A 17263-nucleotide genomic window follows, 5' to 3' on the forward strand; every position below is an offset into this window, starting at 1 on the left:
TAAGGTGTTGGTTATGAGTTCATCTGTATAGGTATTTTCCCTTTTTAACATTTCCTTTTTCTAAAATTTAATAGTGATCTAGAAAAAAAGCACTATCAGAATGTTAATGAAAAATAAAAATATTTCATACTTCTGATGCAAAGATATTTATTTTGGAGACTAAAGTACTAAGGGGAATGGATATCGTTTTTTAGCTTACAGTGTCTTAATGTTATCTTAACGCGACCATAATAATAGATTGATAGAATCAAATCAGAATTAACGACTAGATATTTCACCATACTTTTATCAAAGGGGGCAAGTAATTACGTTTTTGAAATGTTTGCAAAACAAAAATACGTGGAGGCTGGATCTATGTTAAAAAAAGCGATGGTTGCAAAGTTAAGTGTGGCATTACTGATTATTGGCTTAGGGGTTAACGAGGGATGGACACAGGCAAGTCCACCAGGGCATGCTGGAAAACCTGGTCAACCGGGTCCACCTGATCATGCAGGTCCAAAGGAGAAGGTTGAAAATGTGATTTACTTCATTCCTGATGGCTACTCTGCTGGTTATAATGTGAACTATCGTCATTATAAAGAAGACTTGGGACCTGTTTGGGATGATTTTCTCACTGGGATGATGACCACTCATTCTAAGGATAATCGGATAACAGATTCCGCAGCAGCTGGAACCGCCATGGCTACTGGTGTGAAGACCAACAATGGTTTTGTCAGTCAAACTCCAGATGAAGAAAACTTGGAGACGATCCTTGAAGCCGCCGATCAAGCCGGTAAATCTACAGGCTTAGTCGCTACTTCTACGATTTCCCATGCCACTCCAGCGGTATTTGCCTCCCATGTAAATTCTCGTAACAATCAAGAGGAGATTGCCCGTCAGTACATTGATGAAGGCGTGGTAGATGTGTTCTTAGGCGGTGGTTTAGAGTACTTTTTACCTGAGAGTGAAGGTGGAAGACAAGAAGAGCGTCACCTCGTTAATGAAGCGATAGATCAAGGGTATCAATTCGTGGAAAATCGAGAGGAGCTACTAGAGATTGAAGAAGGGACTATTCTGGGTTTATTTGCAGATGATGCCATGAAACCTGAACTGCATCGAGAAGGAACAGGTCAACCGAGTATGGCTGAAATGACCAGCAGTGCAATTGACGTATTAAGCCAAAATGATGATGGATTTTTCCTTATGGTGGAAGGTAGTCAAATTGACTGGGCAGGTCATGCCAATGATGCGGCATGGGCCATGAGCGATACGGCTGCGTTTGAAGAAGCTGTAATTGACGCTTTAGAATTTGCCGATCAAGATGGGGAAACGCTAATTGTGATTGCCGGTGATCATGATACAGGTGGTATGACACTAGGAGGATATAATAGTAAGGGTTCAGATGTAGAAATCCTTCATGATGTAACTGCCACAGGAGATTATATGGCCGGACAACTAAATAGTGACCGTAGTAATGTAACAGACGTGGTGGAAGAATATGCAGCAATCACCCTTACAAACGAAGAAGCCCAATCTATTCAGCAATCGGATAACCCCAGCCTTGCTATTAATCAAACGATCAGTGATTATGCAGGAGTGGGATGGTCTACAACGAGTCACACAGGAATTGAAGTTCCTATCTATGCCTATGGCCCCGGTTCTGACCATTTTAGAGGTTTAATTGATAATACAGACGTTCCACAGACGATGGCAGCCCTTCTTCAACTACTGTTATTAAATGAAGAATAAGCGCTAAAAAATTATTAGAATAATGAAGAAAAAGAGGTGTCTAAAAGGGTAGAAAGCTATCCCTTTTAAGCACCTTATTTAATTCCTAGATGTTTTTTTGAAGGATAGGTCAAATATGGATAACTGCACAAAAGACTGATAGAACAGTAAAAATCAATTTCGTGTAAGCCATACTCAAAACAATCGGCTTTTATGAGTATGTCATTAGCTCAGAAACCATTCATATTAGAAGCATATTATACTTCCGTAGAAGTGTCGTGGTGTCTTCGGGCCTTTATAAGTAAGGCTGTTTTCTAAAAGATTGTTGTTCTTGACACAAAATATATAAACTGCGACATAGAATAGATTGATTTCCGCTCCGGACAGTCGCTTTCCGCGGGAGTCGACAATCATCCATTATAAAAATGAATAGCCATTGTTTGACTTCATCAATGTGATGAATTTACAAAGCACTAGACCAGCGAAGGAAATACACGTAGACTCCAGCGGGAAAGCGAAGACGTTGAGACCCCACAGTGAGCGCACTTTGCGAATGAGGAGGCTCAGCGCGAGCCCGCGGAAAGCGTAGTGTATTTCCGAAGCGGTAGGTGATGTCGCAGTTTATTTCAGCTGCGAAGATTAAAAGCAACAATACATACGAAAAGAGCCATAATTAAAAGTGAAATATTAAACATGGCTGATGCCTTCATAATTCTGAGCAAAGGGGATAATCACTTCGTCTTTTAATTATCTTTAAATTGTTCTTAATCGATCCATGATTGAGACCATTTTTCGATTTCCTTCATAAGTGGTTGTAAGGATACCCCTTTTTCAGTCAAAGAGTATTCAATTCGAACGGGTGTTTCAGGAAATACCTCTCTTTTAACAATTCCTTGTTTCTCTAAATCCTTTAATCTTTCGGACAGAAGTCTTCCGCTAATGCCAATTTCAGCTTCAATTGTGCAAAAACGTTGCTGCCCTGAAAGTAGCTGGTAAATGATCAATCCAGTCCATCGTTTACTTATAATATTCATTGCTTCTTCAAATCTTGGGCAGAGTTTAGAGTTGTTCAATTTTAATCACTCCTAATATGTATATCATATCATAAATTTCCGATAAAAAATAACTAGATTATTTAAAATAAATAACTTACTTGACAGAAATTATATATTAAAATACACTTACTTACATAAAGTAATTAACTAAATTAATTGCGTAACATTTTATTTGGTTAAGAATAAGGAGTGGAAGGTCAGTGTTAAAAAAGTACGAAATGGGTGCAATGCTTTTAAGAATCGTTTTAGGTTTTACTTTTTTTATTCATGGATTGGATAAATTTCAAGGAGGTATCAGTAATACAGCCGGATTCTTTGAAAGCTTAGGTATTCCGGGATTTTTGGCTTTTGTGGTAGCACTAATAGAATTAGTCGGTGGTATAGCGATGATATTAGGAATTGGAACACGGGTGGTTTCCGTTTTATTTGTTCTTATTATGGTTGGAGCGATTTTCATGGCAAAACTTCCATTAGGCTTTTTAGGAGATGGCCAAATGGCTGGATATGAATTGGACGTCGTTTTATTGACCATTTCCGTTTATCTCGCGATTGTCAATAAATCCATGTTCGCATTAGATAACGTTATTTTTCGATCCAAGCAAGAGTAATATTAAATTTTAAAAAAGAATTTATAGGCGGATAGCTTCCTTTACGCTGAGACTTTATAGCATGGGGAGGAAGATAACGCTGTTTTTAATAAAAGACCGCGATGTGGTTTTTCAAAACAAATAGAAGGAGGTAGTGAATGTATGAATTTTCATAAGCAACCTAATACATTCGTAGGTCAAGTTGATCTAAAAGTTGAGGATATTGAACGCTCTCTTACGTTTTATCAAGAAATCATCGGTTTTCAAGTGTTAGAACAAACGGGCCGAAAAGCCAAGCTAACTGCGGATGGTAAAACGACGTTGTTATCGATTGAACAACCTGAAAATGTCACACCAAAGCAACAGCAAAAAACAGGATTATATCACTTCGCACTTTTATTACCTAACCGTTCGGATTTAGTTGATGTGGTACAGCATTTGCTTCAAAATGGCTATCGGTTTGGATCATCGGATCATCTTGTTAGTGAAGCTCTTTATCTATCAGACCCTGACGGAAACGGAATTGAAATCTATACAGACCGACCAGCTTCCATTTGGAGTTGGAAAGACGGTGAAGTGGCGATGACGGTTGATCCATTAGATTTCGACAACCTTCTTCAGGAAGCAAAAGGGGGTTCTTGGCGAGGACTTCCTGCTGGCACAGTAATGGGGCATATTCATTTACATGTATCGGAACTACCAACAACAGAGGAATTTTATCATAAAGGGCTAGGGTTTGATGTAGTATGCCAATTCGGTAATCAGGCACTGTTTATGTCTACTGGCGGTTACCATCATCATATCGGATTAAATACGTGGGCTGGAGTAGGAGCACCTGCACCTCCTGAGAGTAGTGTCGGACTGAGACAATTTTCATTGGAATATCCAAGCGTGGAAGCGAGAAACAAAGTCCTCCAACAATTAAAACAACTACAGGCAGCCATTTTTGAAGAAAATGGAGTTGTTCACACACAAGACCCTTCTGGAAATGTTATTCAATTGAATGTAAATACTCATGCTAACTAAATTGTGCGGGGACAGTCCCCGCACAATTTTGATTAGGTCTTGCTTATGGTACAATTATGTGCATGAAGAAGGAATGAAGCATATGAATAACGAATTGGATATAGTAAAATAATCGAATGGTTGGCTAATTAACTTGTTTTGTATTTATTTTTTGGGAGGGTTGATTATGGGTCCGTTAAAAGATATACGTTGGAGACAGCGATTTGAAAACTTCGAGAAGTCCTATAAGCTTTTAGAAAAGTATGCCAAAGAAGATATACATTCAGAAATAGAGAAAGCGGGGATTATTCAATTTTTCGAAATGACTTTTGAGTTAGCTTGGAAAGTACTGAAGGATTATTTGGAAGCACAAGGTTTTATTGTGAGAAGTCCCCGAGAAACGATTAAACAGGCTTATCAAATCGGAATCATTGACGATGGCCATACTTGGATAGATGCTTTATCAAAGCGAAATTTAACAACCCATACATATGATGAAGCATTTGCAGACAAATTCGTACAAGAAATAAAGCAAACGTACTTTCCATTATTTAAAGCACTTTATGAAAAATTATTAGAGGATGAGTAGCGTGTATGGATTATTAGATCGTGACCTCCATTATATATTGGAAGCCTTAAAAAAATTTGATGAGATAGAAAGTGTTATTCTTTTTGGTAGTCGCGCAATGGGGAATTATAAAAAAGGGTCCGATGTTGATATTGCGCTTAAAGGGGGAAAAATATCAAGTGAAGTAATGTCCGAATTGGACGAAATGTTAAATGAGGTAAATCCCCTTCCATACTTTTTTGACATCATTCATTATGAAGCAGTAAACAATGATAACCTAATCGAACATATTGATAAAGTCGGAAAAGAGTTGTATCGAAAAGAATAAATTGTGCGGGGACAGTCCCCGCACAATTTTGATTAGGTCTTGCTTATGGTGCAATTATGTGCATGAGGAAGGAATGAAGCATATGAATAACGAATTGGATAGTGAAAAATAGGAAGTATTGCTGGACAAAAGCTCCCCCTTTTGCTCAGCTTTTTTTGTATCTTAAAACTATCAGACTTCTGATATACTATACAGATACTTATTGTTAAGCTGATGATGAACGGAAAGAAGGACTTACATGAATCGTTATCAACGTAAGATCATTATTGCACTGCTTATTGCAACTTTCCTGGCGGCGATTGAGGTGACAGTGGTTAGTACGGCCATGCCTAGTATCACAAGAGATCTCGGTGGGCTCGATTTGATTAGCTGGGTGTTTGCCATTTATCTGTTAACGTATGCTGTGATGACACCGATTTTCGGGAAGCTTGCTGATTTATTTGGTAGAAAGAAGATTTTTATTACAGGGGCTACTTTGTTTTTAATTGGTTCTGCTTTGTGCGGGCTTTCTCAGTCGATGGAACAACTGATTCTGTTTCGGGCGGTACAAGGGATTGGCGCTGGGGCATTGATGCCGATGACGTTTACGATTGTGGGAGACGTTTTTTCCTATGAGAAACGAGCAAAAGCCCAGGCCATCATTGGCTCGATTTGGGGAATTGCCGGCGTTTTTGGACCATTAGTGGGCGGTTTTTTTGTTGATTTTCTCACATGGCATTGGATCTTTTACATCAACATTCCATTCGGTCTTATAGCGATGTACTTAATCGGTAAGAATTTAGAAGAAAAGATCGAGAAACGAAAACGCTCGATCGATTTTGGCGGGGCGATCACGTTCATTATCGGAACAGGCGCATTGCTTTATGCTCTCCTTTCGGGCGGGAATGAGATTGCCTGGAATGATCAGCTTATGTTTTACCTGTTTGGCATCGCATTCTTGTTTTTAGTGACGTTTGTTGTGATCCAACTGAAGGTAGCTGAACCGATGATCCCGTTTCACTTGTTTAAAAACAGGCATTTATTTATTGCAAATCTATGTGGATTACTGATGGGCTCCATCCTCATTGGGTTAACGGCTTACTTACCGCTTTGGGTACAAGGCGTCCTACTTTTACCCGCGACGTTTTCCGGATTAACCTTAATTCCGATGTCAATCGGCTGGCCGTTAGGGGCGTTTTTGAGCAGCAAATTCATGGTTAATTTAGGAGCAAAGCCAATTGCCCTTACTGGAGTTAGTTTTATTGCCGCCAGTACTTTCGCGCTAACCTTCATTTCTAGTACCACACCTAATCTCGTTCTGATTGTTATTATGTTTTTTGTAGGATTTGGATTTGGTTTATCGATGACGATGTTTACGGTTATTGTGCAGTCCTCAGTCGGTTGGAATAATCGAGGCGCGGCAGCATCGTCCAATGCCTTCCTCAGGACGCTCGGGCAAACGCTCGGAATTACCGTTTTAGGAACCGTCTTGAACCAATACATCGGAGGTCATACGAACAACGGAACCGATGTCGCACCTGAGCTTCTTGCCACAGGACTTCATTCTGTCTTTATTATTTTATTTATTCTCGCAGGGCTAAGTGTTCTAGCCACGAGTTTACTTCCGAAAGAAGAGCCTGAAGGGGCGGATCAAACTTCAAAAGGATAAGGAGAGATTTTTTGTCAGTGACCGATATGAACGCTGGTAAAAAATCGGCGAAAATACCGAAAGACATAAGCTCCTTTTCTGGTCAAAGAGATCTTTACTAGTCAAACCGGCTCTTTTTCTGGTCAAACAAGCTCCTTTCTAGTCAACCAGGATCTTTTTCGAGTCAACCAAGACCCGCTTCTAGTCAAAACAGCAAGGAACCTGGTCAACCCGCGTCGAGATGTAGTCAAAAGAAGGTCTGATCTAGTCAAACGAAGTTCGGATCTGGTTATTGATTTTACAGGTTATTCTTTTTACGAACTCCTATTCGCTGACATATTGTGTCATCTCTTTCATTACAATGAATATGAACGTTACAGTTAAAGGGAGATGATCATAGTGAGTCGTACAACAGAAATGGTTTTAGGTATATTGGGTGGTTTGATTGGATTTGGCGGTGCATTTTTTGCTTTATTTATCGGCAGTATTGATGAAGCCGTAAGCGGGAGCAATGAAATTTCAGGGTTAGGTACGAGCGCATTTTTATTTAGCACGTTGGCAATCATTGGAGCAATCGTTGTGAAATTCAAAGCAAAGCTAGGCGGATGGCTGATGCTCATTAGTGGTGTCGCAATTTTAATTTCAATTAGTCTATTCGGCGTTGTGCCTGCTTTGTTTCTTGTAGCGGCAGGGTTAATGGGAATTATTCGAAAACCCAAACAACAACCTATCGCGTCATAAAGGTGCCTGACCCCCAGTACACTAAAGTATTAACGTACTGGGGGTCAGGCACCTTCAAAAGAGAGGGATCTCAATAGAGGAAGGGGAGGTTTTGTTGAATTTATCTGGGTTTCCGCGGAACCGTTATACATTATCACCGACGCCGATTGAAAAGGCAAATCGATTTTCTGAAGCTTTAAAGGGCCCTAACTTGTATATTAAACGAGATGATTTACTTGGTTTAACTGAAGGCGGTAACAAAACGAGAAAGCTAGAGTTTCTCGTTGCTGACGCACAAAATAGCGGGGCAGATACGATTATTACGGCAGGGGGAATTCAATCGAACCATTGTCGGTTAACGTTGGCTGCTTGTGTAAAGGAAAATCTAAAGTGCCTTCTCATTTTAGAGGAAAATGAAGTCGCGCAATTTGATACACAGACGAATGGAAATTATCTTCTTTATCAGTTGTTAGGAACAGAATCAATAAAGGTTGTCCCAAACGGAACGGACGTATATGCAGAAATGGAAAAGGCGGCTGAAGAAGTAAGGAAAGAAGGTCGGACTCCTTATCTGATTCCGGTGGGCGGTTCCAATGTCACAGGAATCACCGGTTACGTGGCATGCGCAGAAGAGATCGTACAACAAGCGACGGAACAAGGGATGCATTTTAACTATATTGTCTGTACAAGTGGCAGTGGCGGTATGCATGCCGGTTTGCTTACTGGGTGTCGAGGTATGGAAAGCAAAATCGAAGTCATCGGCATTAATGTCAGTCGAGAAAAAGCCATTCAAGAAGAGAATGTTTATCAGCTTACAAAAGAAACCGCTGCCCACGTCGGCGTAGAAAATTCTATTCCGCGTGAAGCCGTTACGTGTTTTGACGACTATGTGGGGCCGGGCTATGCTTTACCAACGGAAGAAATGGTGGAGGCGGTAAAGCTAGTAGCACAAACAGAAGCTATTTTGCTTGATCCGGTTTATACGGGTAAAACGATGGCTGGACTTATTGATCTTGTACGAAAAGGGTACTTTGAACCAGATGATAATATATTATTTATACATTCTGGTGGAACACCGGCGGTTTATGCTTATGCTGGGATTTTTTATGGAGAAGAGTAATAAAAACTATAATATAATTGCTCCTAGTTTTAGGTTTACTCTTTAAGGCGGGAGTTTTTATAATTATCAAGGAAAAATAATTCTAAAATTTCTTCTTTGTTGGGACTTTTGTTCCTCCTCTAAGTGATAAAGAGGCAAATGTTCTTAAAACCTTGATGATTCCCTACAATTTCAATTTCTAATTCGAAAGGTTTCCTGATTTTCATAGATGGCAATCTTTTTCATAGATAGTAAAATATTCCTTGAGAATGTGCTTAATCGAGAGGGGCTACCACATGAACCTGAACAGGTATCAAGAGATATTCGACATAGAGGATACGACAGAACGTTGCCGGAAAGTACTGGATCACGTTGAACCGAAAATGCAGGAACTTTTTACAAGGCTTAAGAAAGAACTTGAAGAAACTCATAGTGAAGAGAATGTCATCGAGATAAAAAGTTACGGTGTCACCTTAAGGACGACCTACCACGATTCGCAAAATCCGAAATATGCTGACTCAAAAAAGGATACAAATATCGGTCGAAGATATTTTATTCAGTTGGTTAAAAAAGTGTATGACGATGAGGTTAATTTGCTTACTTTAGAATTAAATGGAATGGATCGTACATATCGAATCTATGTGGAAGCGAATTTTTATTTAATATGGGGAGCCTTGGCAAGTAAAAAGATGGATGGGATGCTGAGCAATCTTCCAGAATCGATCGATACCTATGTTAAGGATAGTTCCAATACAAAGAAAAAAATCGAGGGAAATGAGATATCACCAATAATTCGGTCTAACATAAAGCCAGGTAAAAGACCGTTGTTTTATTTCGGCAATGATGGTGAGCTCACTGGCGAGTTGGAAGAAGAAGTGTTGATGGAGGAGCTTAAGCGCATCCTGATGGGGTTAGCTCCTATCCATGAATACCTTGAAGAAGATCAAAATGAGTCTTTTTATGCTAATAAGATTTTCTCTTTATTTATGGAAGCGAACGAAAGTCGAGAAATATCTGTATTGGGACTAGCTTACCGTCTTGAATACGGAGAAATGGAAAAATATAAAAACCAGGGACACCGTCAGCCTTTTTACCTTTACGATCAAGACCAAATGGTTGTAAAAGGCAATATTCAGTATTTAATATTCTCTGAAAAAGGTTCTCCAACTCATCGCTTGGCTGTAAAAATTGATGGTCATACTCACATATTTGCAAAAGTACGAGAACTTTTAGGAGACGGGAAAAGCAAGTGGTGGATTTCCAAAATGTTCGCAACTCACAAGCTTGATAACCATCAGATTTTACAAGAAGCGTTCAATCATTTGAATAACTTTGGGATTGAAACATCCGATTCTCGTTATTCACCAGCTGTTTATGATAATGAACAAGAACGTTTTGAAGAGGACACAGATGTTGTGAAGTCAAAATTAGTAATGGCTGCGCTGATTTTTGCCCATGTAAGTGAGAAGTTGGTTCTGCCAGAACAAGATGAGGGTACTAAGGGAGACGAACTTGCAGGTGAAGAGTCAGTAGAGCTGGAAGAGACATTTGAAAGCAACTTTGATTTTAATTCAATTTTGGAATTAGTTAATACATCAGGGTTGACTTTCAAAATGCCCGTCATTCGTGATTTTCATCTAAATTTAACGGCATTGGACGATAAGCATTTTGTTTTATTAAGCGGGATATCAGGAACAGGGAAGACGCAATTGGCAAAGTTGTACGCAAATGCAGTGTATGGACTTGATTATGAAGAGGACAACCCTTATTTGTCGATCATCCCAGTGCGTCCTGACTGGATGGACTCCACCGCTTTATTTGGCTATTATAGCTCTTTTGATAAACGGTTTAATACTCCAGAATTTCTGAGGATGGTATTAAAAGCTAGAAAGGAACGGGACAAACCTCACTTTATTCTTTTGGATGAAATGAACTTAGCTCGCGTGGAGTATTATTTGAGTGACTATTTAAGCGCAGTGGAGTCGCAGAAGGCAATCCCCCTTCATGATCGAGATGATATTCATGAGGTGCCACAAACGATTACTATTCCTCCGAATATTTATGTAATTGGAACGGTTAATGTAGATGAAACGACCCATTCTATTTCTGATAAAGTGTTGGACAGAGCTTATGTGATGACGTTATCAGATGTGAACTTTGATCCTTTTTGGGATGCAGTCAATCGTTCTACACAGGATAAACTTCAAGGTGAATTTGAGGTCCTCAAGGAAATTCATAAACTATTACTACCATACGACCTGCACTTTGGATACCGTGCTATGAATGAAATGGTGCGAAAGCTGATGCGCAACTTGGAGCTAGACTATCGTTATCAAATGAATCGTAATGAAGCCTTAGATGTGGTGGTTAGAGAAAAAGTTCTTCCAAAAATTCGTGGTGATGAGCGTATTGCGCCTCTGTTTGATGAAATGAAGGATTTGATCGCGCAGAAAATTGGCAATGAAGCTGGTTCGTTGACTGAACTAAAGAGAATGCAAAAGGAGCTAGACCGTTATGGAGCCACTCAATATTGGCGCTGATGTCTTGATCCGCATCCCTGGAGAGAATTGGCAACCTATTTGTGAAGCATATATGACGGAAGGAACCACCTACGAATGGCTTCTACATAGAACGGATGTCCACAACCTTAGCTTTGCTTCCATCCCTCTTACTTTTAAACGCGCAGACGGTGGAATTCATGGGAATTTAGTCACTCCTTTTCAAAGTGGCGAAGTTAAGTTTAACGTTGATGAGAAGTCTTTCACTACTTTTTTGTATCCTGATTCGAGAAAGATGACCGAATCGCAATATGAACAGATGTTGTCTGATGTATTGGATGAGGCAGCTGTCTGCTATCAGTACTCTGGATCAACACGCGCGCTAGATGTATCCGGCTTTCAAAGAGGCATGTCATGGCCGCAGTGGAAATATATTACCAGTTCGTTTTCCAGTCTGAAAATGATCATAAGTAAACTATCTGACCGGCCTTACCGAATTCTTCATAGTCGAACTGAATTTGTAAAAAGGGAGAAGGTTAAGGTAATGTCTCCCCACGCAGAACGCTGGCTTGAGCAGTCCTATGGAAAAGGAAAAAAAGAGGGGATTCCTGACCAGATTCAGACATCTGTTCGAAAGGAAGCCATCGATGTCTATGAAAACCAGTTCATAAAAAGCCAGCTGAAAGATTTGGAACGATTATTGCTGGGATACTGTGAATGTGGCTATGAACAGGTTGAGTCTGAAGCAAACTGTTTTCTGTCGAGAGTAAGATACTGGTTACGTCATACCTTTCTAAAGGAAGTTAGTAATTTAAAAGGAAACAGAGTGATTACACAGGTAATAAGGAAAAACCCGGTTTACCGGATGACCCACCAGTGGTTCGACCGATTAAATCATCACGGTCAACATAAAATCGGCTTTGCCTACTCCATGCCGTTGAAGGACACCTTTGATTTGTACGAAATGTGGTGTTATTTTCAAATTATTAAATCGTTGAGAAAATACGGATTTATCGAAGACACATCGGCTCTTTATCGATTTGAAAGCGATGGGATTTTCCTTGATTTGAGCGTGAATCACGGAAGTACGGTACGGCTAAAAAATCAATGGAAAGTCTCTTTTCAAAGAGTGTATCAATCCAACTCACCAGCATTTTTTACATATACTCACCGCATGGTCCCGGATATTGTCATCGAAGGGGAAGAGAGTATTGTTATTTTTGACCCGAAGTACCGAGTACCTTCAAACTTGTCGAACGCCCTCGGAGAAATGCATAAGTATCGAGACGGTATTCTAGCAAAACAAACAGAAAAACCTGCTGTAAAAGAAGTATATATCCTGACTCCATGGCAAGAAAATCAAGAACTTCTGAAGTTTTTTGAGTCAGACTACCACCATAGATATCAGATGGGTGCAGTTGCCATGAATCCTGGTGAAAAGCAGGAGTGGCTGGATAGGTGGATAGTAGAAACATTTGGGGAAGCGGGGGCTTTGTGTGAATGAAGCTGAACTGAAACAACGTTTGCAGCAGTTGAATGTGTGGAAAAAGCGCGATCAGAGGGCTCCGCATAAACCTTTGCTTATATTATATACACTAGCAAAATATCAGGTGAAAAAAGAAAAATTGGTTCCTTATGGGGAAGTGAAACCAAGGCTTACTGATTTGCTTATGAATTTTGGGCCAAAACGAAGGTCCTATCACCCGGAGCAAAGGTCCGGAGAGGTATCATGCTAACTAAAGGATACTCTGAATGGGGCATAATCTTTAATAGTTGCTCATATTTTTAGAGTTAAAAATTAAGCCACTCGAAAAATCGTTTCATTTATAAAAAATGAAACGATTTTTTAATGATCTGAAGAACTGCCTTGCTTTCTTGCAAGGTTCTCCCGCATAAAATCTTTTATGTTTTCTTTTCCCCAGGTGTACATGTTTTCAATGATTGGCATTAGGCTTTTTCCGCGTTCTGTCAAAGAGTACTCTACTTTTGGTGGGACTTCGGGGTATACTTCCCGATGCACCAGGCCGTCTTCTTCAAGTTCACGTAGTTGCGAGGTTAGGACTTTGTGTGTGATTTTTGGGAAGAGGTGCTTGATTTCATTAAAACGCATCGTTCCGTCTGTTCCTAAGTAATAGACAATCGTAATTTTCCATTTCCCGCTAATGAGGGAAAGCGTTAATTCTTTTTCACAATTGAAGTAACCGTTTTTTACTTTTTTTAACGTTTCTTTTCTTAAATCATCCATTAAACGCTACTCTCCTTAAAAGTTTCCTTATGGTTACCTTCTTACAAAAAAGTGCATTCTTCCGATGATTAGCTTCTCTTGATAGAGTGGGATTAGGGGAGAAGATTTTGCAGTTTATAAATCTAGTGATTCTTTATCCCGTTCCTTTTTATTTTAATTTACCTTCTATGAAACTTCAACAAAGACACATACGGGCAAAATCGTGTCCAAACCTCAGCCTCTCTTCTCCCCTCCAATAAATCGATATAGGAGGAACAAAAATGGCAGGAAACCGAGCTGTTGCTTATGCAGGTTCCGGGAAAGTGGAAGTTAAAGATACCGCATTTCCTGAACTTATTTTACGGGACGGACCTGGTGTCAATCCGCTTAACGTAGGACGAAGATGTGAACATGGAGTCATTTTAAAAGTAATCACGACAAATATTTGTGGGAGTGATCAGCACATGGTCCGTGGCAGGACAACCGCTCCTGAAGGTTTGATTCTCGGTCATGAAATTACCGGTGAAGTCATGGAAACAGGTCGTGACGTCGAATTTATAAAAAAAGGAGATATTGTTTCTGTTCCATTTAATATTGCCTGTGGACGTTGCCAAAGTTGTCGTGAACAACATACTCACGTCTGTCTTAATGTCAATCCAGACCGTCCTGGGTCGGCTTACGGCTATGTCGATATGGGCGGATGGGTTGGCGGCCAATCCGAATATGTCATGGTTCCTTATGCCGATTTCCAACTCCTGAAATTTCCGAACAAAGATCAAGCGATGGAAAAAATTCTTGACCTCACGATGCTATCTGACATTTTTCCAACCGGATATCACGGCGCATATAGTGCTGGGGTACAACCGGGTTCAACCGTATACGTAGCAGGCGCTGGTCCAGTCGGTTTAGCAGCTGCCCATTCGGCTCAGCTGTTAGGGGCTTCAGTTGTCATCGTCGGAGACCTTATCCCAGAACGACTCGAGCAAGCAAGAAGTTTCGGCTGTGAAACTGTTAATTTGCGGGAGCACGATGATTTAGGCGAACAAATTGAACAGATTCTCGGCATCCCTGAAGTAGACTGTGCGATTGATGCGGTTGGGTTTGAAGCGTCCGGGCACGGACAACATGCAAAAGAAGCCCCTGCTACTGTTTTGAACTCAATTATGGATATTACTCGAGCTGCCGGCAAGCTAGGGATTCCGGGATTGTATGTAACGGAAGATCCAGGAGCCGTGGATGAAGCAGCCAAGCAAGGTTCTCTCAGTATCCGGTTTGGGTTAGGCTGGGCAAAAGCACACACGTTTGTGACCGGACAAACGCCAGTAATGAAGTATCACCGTGCACTTATGAATGCCATTCTGAACGGTAAAGCTAACATCGCCAAAGCTGTCAATGCAACCGTCATTTCTTTAGACGAAGCACCGAAAGGCTACGACGAATTTGATAGTGGCGTAGCGAAAAAATTTGTTATAGATCCACATGGTACGCTGAATTAATAAGTTTTGAAATGGGGGAATATAAATGGTTACATTAACATTAGAAGAAGCCTCGAAAATAATTGAAAGTGCAGAACAAGAAGCGCAAAATTTAGGTGTGTCTATGGTCATTACCGTCGTTGATAGCGGAGGTAATCTGATTGCCAAGCACCGTATGGATGATGCTTGGATCGCAAGTATTGATATTTCCGAGAATAAGGCTTGGACCTCGGTCGCCCTTAAAATGTCAACGTCTACCTTAGCAGAAGCAACCGTACCCAATGCTGAACTGTACGGATTAAACACGACGAATAATGGACGGATCGTTGTTTTCGGAGGTGGCATTCCACTTGAACGAGACGGGAAAGTGATCGGTGCCATTGGTGTCAGCGGCAGTACTGTCCCCCACGATGTCCAAGTGGCTGAAGCTGGGGTTAAAGCGTTTAAGGAATAAAGCTAAATATATATGGTAAAAGGACCCTATTCCTCAAATAAGAGTGAAGGGGTCTTTTTTTGTTTATTTTCTTGGATGGCAATCTTCTTTTCATAGATTGTAAAATATTCCTTAAGGAGACCCGTACAATTGGCAGGGTCTTAGGCATGAACCTGGATATCTGTCAAGGGTTGTTTAATATTGAAAGTACAACAGAACGTTAGAGAAGAAGGTTAAAGTGATAATGGATATAAACATGAACTTACAAACGTTTGCTGCCTATGTGCTTGTAACGATGGGATGACGAAAAAAAGAAGTGGAAAACATATGATTTTCTTCCAGTCATTTACTTTGCTTAAAAGCAGTGGTAGACGTGACCCAGCTAGGTTTTCTTAAAAATGGTCCTCTCCGGTCCCTCTTCTTTTCCATTTTTGAAGACTTATATATATTGTTGAGACTGCAACTCTAATCAGCTTTAATATTTCTTTACTCGTTAGAGATTGGGTTGGCGTTTACCATTATGGTAGACGCCTTTTTTCTTATGAGAAACTGACTAATGTTTGACTAATGTTGCTGGATATCGATTTAGGGAAGTGCCGATTTTTGGTCCGTAGTGGCGGTGATCTCCCTAATATCCTTACACAAACTAATTGAAAGTATCCAGAAATTGGATTCCTATCATAAATAATTTTTATGTTTATCATAAATTTATAATATTGGATTTATTAATTCTGCTATAATAACATTTTAACTAATCTGAAGATTCAGATTCAAAGGATAACAAGGTGAATGACTTTAATTTAGAAGGAGGAATGAAAATGAACAACTTAAAGAGTTCAATTTTTACATTTTTTTTGATAACGCTTTCAATTAGTCTGGTAGCTTGTAACCCGGGCGATGAGACTGCAGCAGGAGAAGATGGGAATTTTTATGATGGTGGGGATATTGAAATGTTAGTACCATTTGGTGCGGGGGGAGGAACGGATGTATTTGCAAGGTTTATATCACCTTATTTATCAGATTATACGGAAGGAAACCCTACCGTTCAGGTTCTAAATGTTCCTGGGGGAGAAAGTATTACCGGGACAAATGAATATGCCAATATGAAAGAGGCAAATGGATTAAATGTTTTGACAAGCAGTGCATCCACTCATACTCCATTTCTATTGAGTCAATCTGCTGTCCAATATGACTTAAATGAAATGGAACCTATCATAGGCTTCCCTACGGGAGGAGTTGTTTACTCTACTCCTGAAATTGCAAATGGTATCCAAAATACCCCGGAATCATTAATATATGCTGGAATAAGTGCAACTGGCTTGGATTTAGTCACTCTCCTTTCGTTTGAAGTATTAGGTCTCGATGTACAAGCAAATATGGGTTATGAAGGCAGGGGGCCTTCTAGAGTTGCATTTGAACAGGGTGAGTCGAATATTGATTATCAGACTACTTCTGCATATAACTCAAGTGTTGAACCACTGATTGATCAAGGAATTGCTGAGCCACTTTATTCATTCGGTCAATTGGAAGGTGGGGAACTTGTAAGAGATCCGGCATTTCCTGACTTACCTACTTTAAAAGAATTTTATGAGGATTTATATGGCGAGGAGCCTTCAGGCGTTGCATGGGATGCTTATAAAACTTTTGTAACTTCTTCTTTTACAATTCAAAAAGTAGTATGGACGCATGGAGATGCACCTGATCAGGCTAAGGAAGAGCTTGAAGCCGGTGCTGAGAGCATGATAGCTGAACCTTCCTTTATGGAGGAAGGAGAGGAAGTGCTCGGGGGATATGAACCTTATATTGGTGAAGGGTTGAATGACTCAATTAGTGAAATGTTAAATGTTCCAAGTGAAGTTACTGACTGGGTGACGCAATTCCTGGAGGAACAGCACGGTGTCACTGTAGAATAGGCAAAATGAAGAAGACCGCATTAA

General features: G+C 40.2%; 15 protein-coding genes and 1 pseudogene. 14 read left to right on the plus strand and 2 right to left on the minus strand.

What is annotated here, in order from left to right:
- Nucleotides 1–354: 354 nt before the first annotated feature.
- Nucleotides 355–1728 (plus strand): alkaline phosphatase, encoded by a 1374-nt coding sequence (locus tag CDZ94_RS16855; protein WP_096439025.1) that lies wholly within the window; start codon nt 355–357, stop codon nt 1726–1728.
- A 743-nt stretch (nt 1729–2471) separates the two neighbouring features.
- On the opposite strand, the gene CDZ94_RS16860 is transcribed toward CDZ94_RS16855, so the two are convergent.
- Nucleotides 2472–2780 carry a winged helix-turn-helix transcriptional regulator gene (locus CDZ94_RS16860; RefSeq protein WP_096439027.1) on the minus strand — a complete coding sequence of 103 codons (309 nt, stop codon included), beginning with the start codon at nt 2778–2780 and terminating at the stop codon, nt 2472–2474.
- Nucleotides 2781–2962: 182 nt separating this feature from the next.
- Between CDZ94_RS16860 and CDZ94_RS16865 the strand changes: the two genes are divergently transcribed.
- The 10 genes and pseudogenes from CDZ94_RS16865 to CDZ94_RS16910 form a co-directional block, all read left to right on the plus strand.
- Nucleotides 2963–3370: a DoxX family protein gene (locus CDZ94_RS16865; protein WP_198520763.1), complete on the plus strand. Its 408-nt coding sequence runs from the start codon at nt 2963–2965 to the stop codon at nt 3368–3370.
- Nucleotides 3371–3511: 141 nt separating this feature from the next.
- A complete protein-coding gene (locus CDZ94_RS16870) occupies nt 3512–4375 on the plus strand; it encodes a VOC family protein (RefSeq protein ID WP_096439029.1) in 864 nt (287 codons plus the stop codon).
- Nucleotides 4376–4541: 166 nt separating this feature from the next.
- On the plus strand, nt 4542–4943 hold the full coding sequence (locus CDZ94_RS16875; RefSeq protein ID WP_096439031.1) for a nucleotidyltransferase substrate binding protein: 402 nt from the start codon (nt 4542–4544) through the stop codon (nt 4941–4943).
- 1 nt (nt 4944) lies between these two features.
- Nucleotides 4945–5250, plus strand: a complete 306-nt coding sequence (locus tag CDZ94_RS16880) for a nucleotidyltransferase domain-containing protein (RefSeq protein ID WP_096439033.1) — start codon at nt 4945–4947, stop codon at nt 5248–5250.
- 238 nt (nt 5251–5488) lie between these two features.
- Complete coding sequence (locus CDZ94_RS16885; RefSeq protein WP_096439035.1) at nt 5489–6898, plus strand: MDR family MFS transporter; 1410 nt, start codon at nt 5489–5491, stop codon at nt 6896–6898.
- A 378-nt stretch (nt 6899–7276) separates the two neighbouring features.
- On the plus strand, nt 7277–7618 hold the full coding sequence (locus CDZ94_RS16890) for a hypothetical protein (RefSeq protein ID WP_096439037.1): 342 nt from the start codon (nt 7277–7279) through the stop codon (nt 7616–7618).
- A gap of 94 nt (nt 7619–7712) precedes the next feature.
- Nucleotides 7713–8717: a D-cysteate sulfo-lyase gene (gene cuyA / locus CDZ94_RS16895; RefSeq protein WP_096439039.1), complete on the plus strand. Its 1005-nt coding sequence runs from the start codon at nt 7713–7715 to the stop codon at nt 8715–8717.
- 275 nt (nt 8718–8992) lie between these two features.
- Nucleotides 8993–11236 carry an McrB family protein gene (locus CDZ94_RS16900; RefSeq protein ID WP_096439041.1) on the plus strand — a complete coding sequence of 748 codons (2244 nt, stop codon included), beginning with the start codon at nt 8993–8995 and terminating at the stop codon, nt 11234–11236.
- Nucleotides 11211–12698 (plus strand): DUF2357 domain-containing protein, encoded by a 1488-nt coding sequence (locus tag CDZ94_RS16905; RefSeq protein WP_096439043.1) that lies wholly within the window; start codon nt 11211–11213, stop codon nt 12696–12698. Before CDZ94_RS16900 ends, CDZ94_RS16905 begins: the two co-directional genes overlap by 26 nt.
- A pseudogene (locus CDZ94_RS16910) lies at nt 12691–12906 on the plus strand (phosphorothioated DNA-binding restriction endonuclease family protein); the annotation flags it as partial. The gene CDZ94_RS16905 and the pseudogene CDZ94_RS16910, both read left to right, overlap by 8 nt.
- A gap of 134 nt (nt 12907–13040) precedes the next feature.
- Here CDZ94_RS16910 and CDZ94_RS16915 read toward each other — a convergent pair.
- Nucleotides 13041–13439, minus strand: coding sequence for a winged helix-turn-helix transcriptional regulator (locus CDZ94_RS16915; RefSeq protein ID WP_096439047.1), 399 nt, complete (start codon nt 13437–13439; stop codon nt 13041–13043).
- A 260-nt stretch (nt 13440–13699) separates the two neighbouring features.
- Between CDZ94_RS16915 and fdhA the strand changes: the two genes are divergently transcribed.
- The 3 genes from fdhA (at nt 13700) to CDZ94_RS16930 (ending at nt 17239) form a co-directional block, all read left to right on the plus strand.
- Entirely contained in the window at nt 13700–14914 is a 1215-nt protein-coding gene (gene fdhA / locus CDZ94_RS16920; RefSeq protein ID WP_096439049.1) for a formaldehyde dehydrogenase, glutathione-independent, read from the plus strand.
- A gap of 25 nt (nt 14915–14939) precedes the next feature.
- On the plus strand, nt 14940–15347 hold the full coding sequence (locus CDZ94_RS16925; protein ID WP_096439051.1) for a GlcG/HbpS family heme-binding protein: 408 nt from the start codon (nt 14940–14942) through the stop codon (nt 15345–15347).
- Between the two features lie 797 nt (nt 15348–16144).
- Nucleotides 16145–17239, plus strand: a complete 1095-nt coding sequence (locus CDZ94_RS16930) for a type 2 periplasmic-binding domain-containing protein (RefSeq protein ID WP_096439053.1) — start codon at nt 16145–16147, stop codon at nt 17237–17239.
- Nucleotides 17240–17263 lie beyond the last annotated feature (24 nt).

It is taken from the genome of Alteribacter populi (assembly GCF_002352765.1).
GTDB lineage: Bacteria > Bacillota > Bacilli > Bacillales > Salisediminibacteriaceae > Alteribacter > Alteribacter populi.

Coding starts and splice junctions, on each gene's coding strand:
- CDZ94_RS16855 (WP_096439025.1), top strand. CDS start 355: ATGTTAAAAAAAGCGATGGTTGCAAAGTTAAGTGTGGCATTACTGATT.
- CDZ94_RS16870 (WP_096439029.1), top strand. CDS start 3,512: ATGAATTTTCATAAGCAACCTAATACATTCGTAGGTCAAGTTGATCTA.
- CDZ94_RS16875 (WP_096439031.1), top strand. CDS start 4,542: ATGGGTCCGTTAAAAGATATACGTTGGAGACAGCGATTTGAAAACTTC.
- CDZ94_RS16885 (WP_096439035.1), top strand. CDS start 5,489: ATGAATCGTTATCAACGTAAGATCATTATTGCACTGCTTATTGCAACT.
- CDZ94_RS16900 (WP_096439041.1), top strand. CDS start 8,993: ATGAACCTGAACAGGTATCAAGAGATATTCGACATAGAGGATACGACA.
- CDZ94_RS16905 (WP_096439043.1), top strand. CDS start 11,211: ATGGAGCCACTCAATATTGGCGCTGATGTCTTGATCCGCATCCCTGGA.
- CDZ94_RS16915 (WP_096439047.1), bottom strand. CDS start 13,439: ATGGATGATTTAAGAAAAGAAACGTTAAAAAAAGTAAAAAACGGTTAC.
- fdhA (WP_096439049.1), top strand. CDS start 13,700: ATGGCAGGAAACCGAGCTGTTGCTTATGCAGGTTCCGGGAAAGTGGAA.
- CDZ94_RS16925 (WP_096439051.1), top strand. CDS start 14,940: ATGGTTACATTAACATTAGAAGAAGCCTCGAAAATAATTGAAAGTGCA.
- CDZ94_RS16930 (WP_096439053.1), top strand. CDS start 16,145: ATGAACAACTTAAAGAGTTCAATTTTTACATTTTTTTTGATAACGCTT.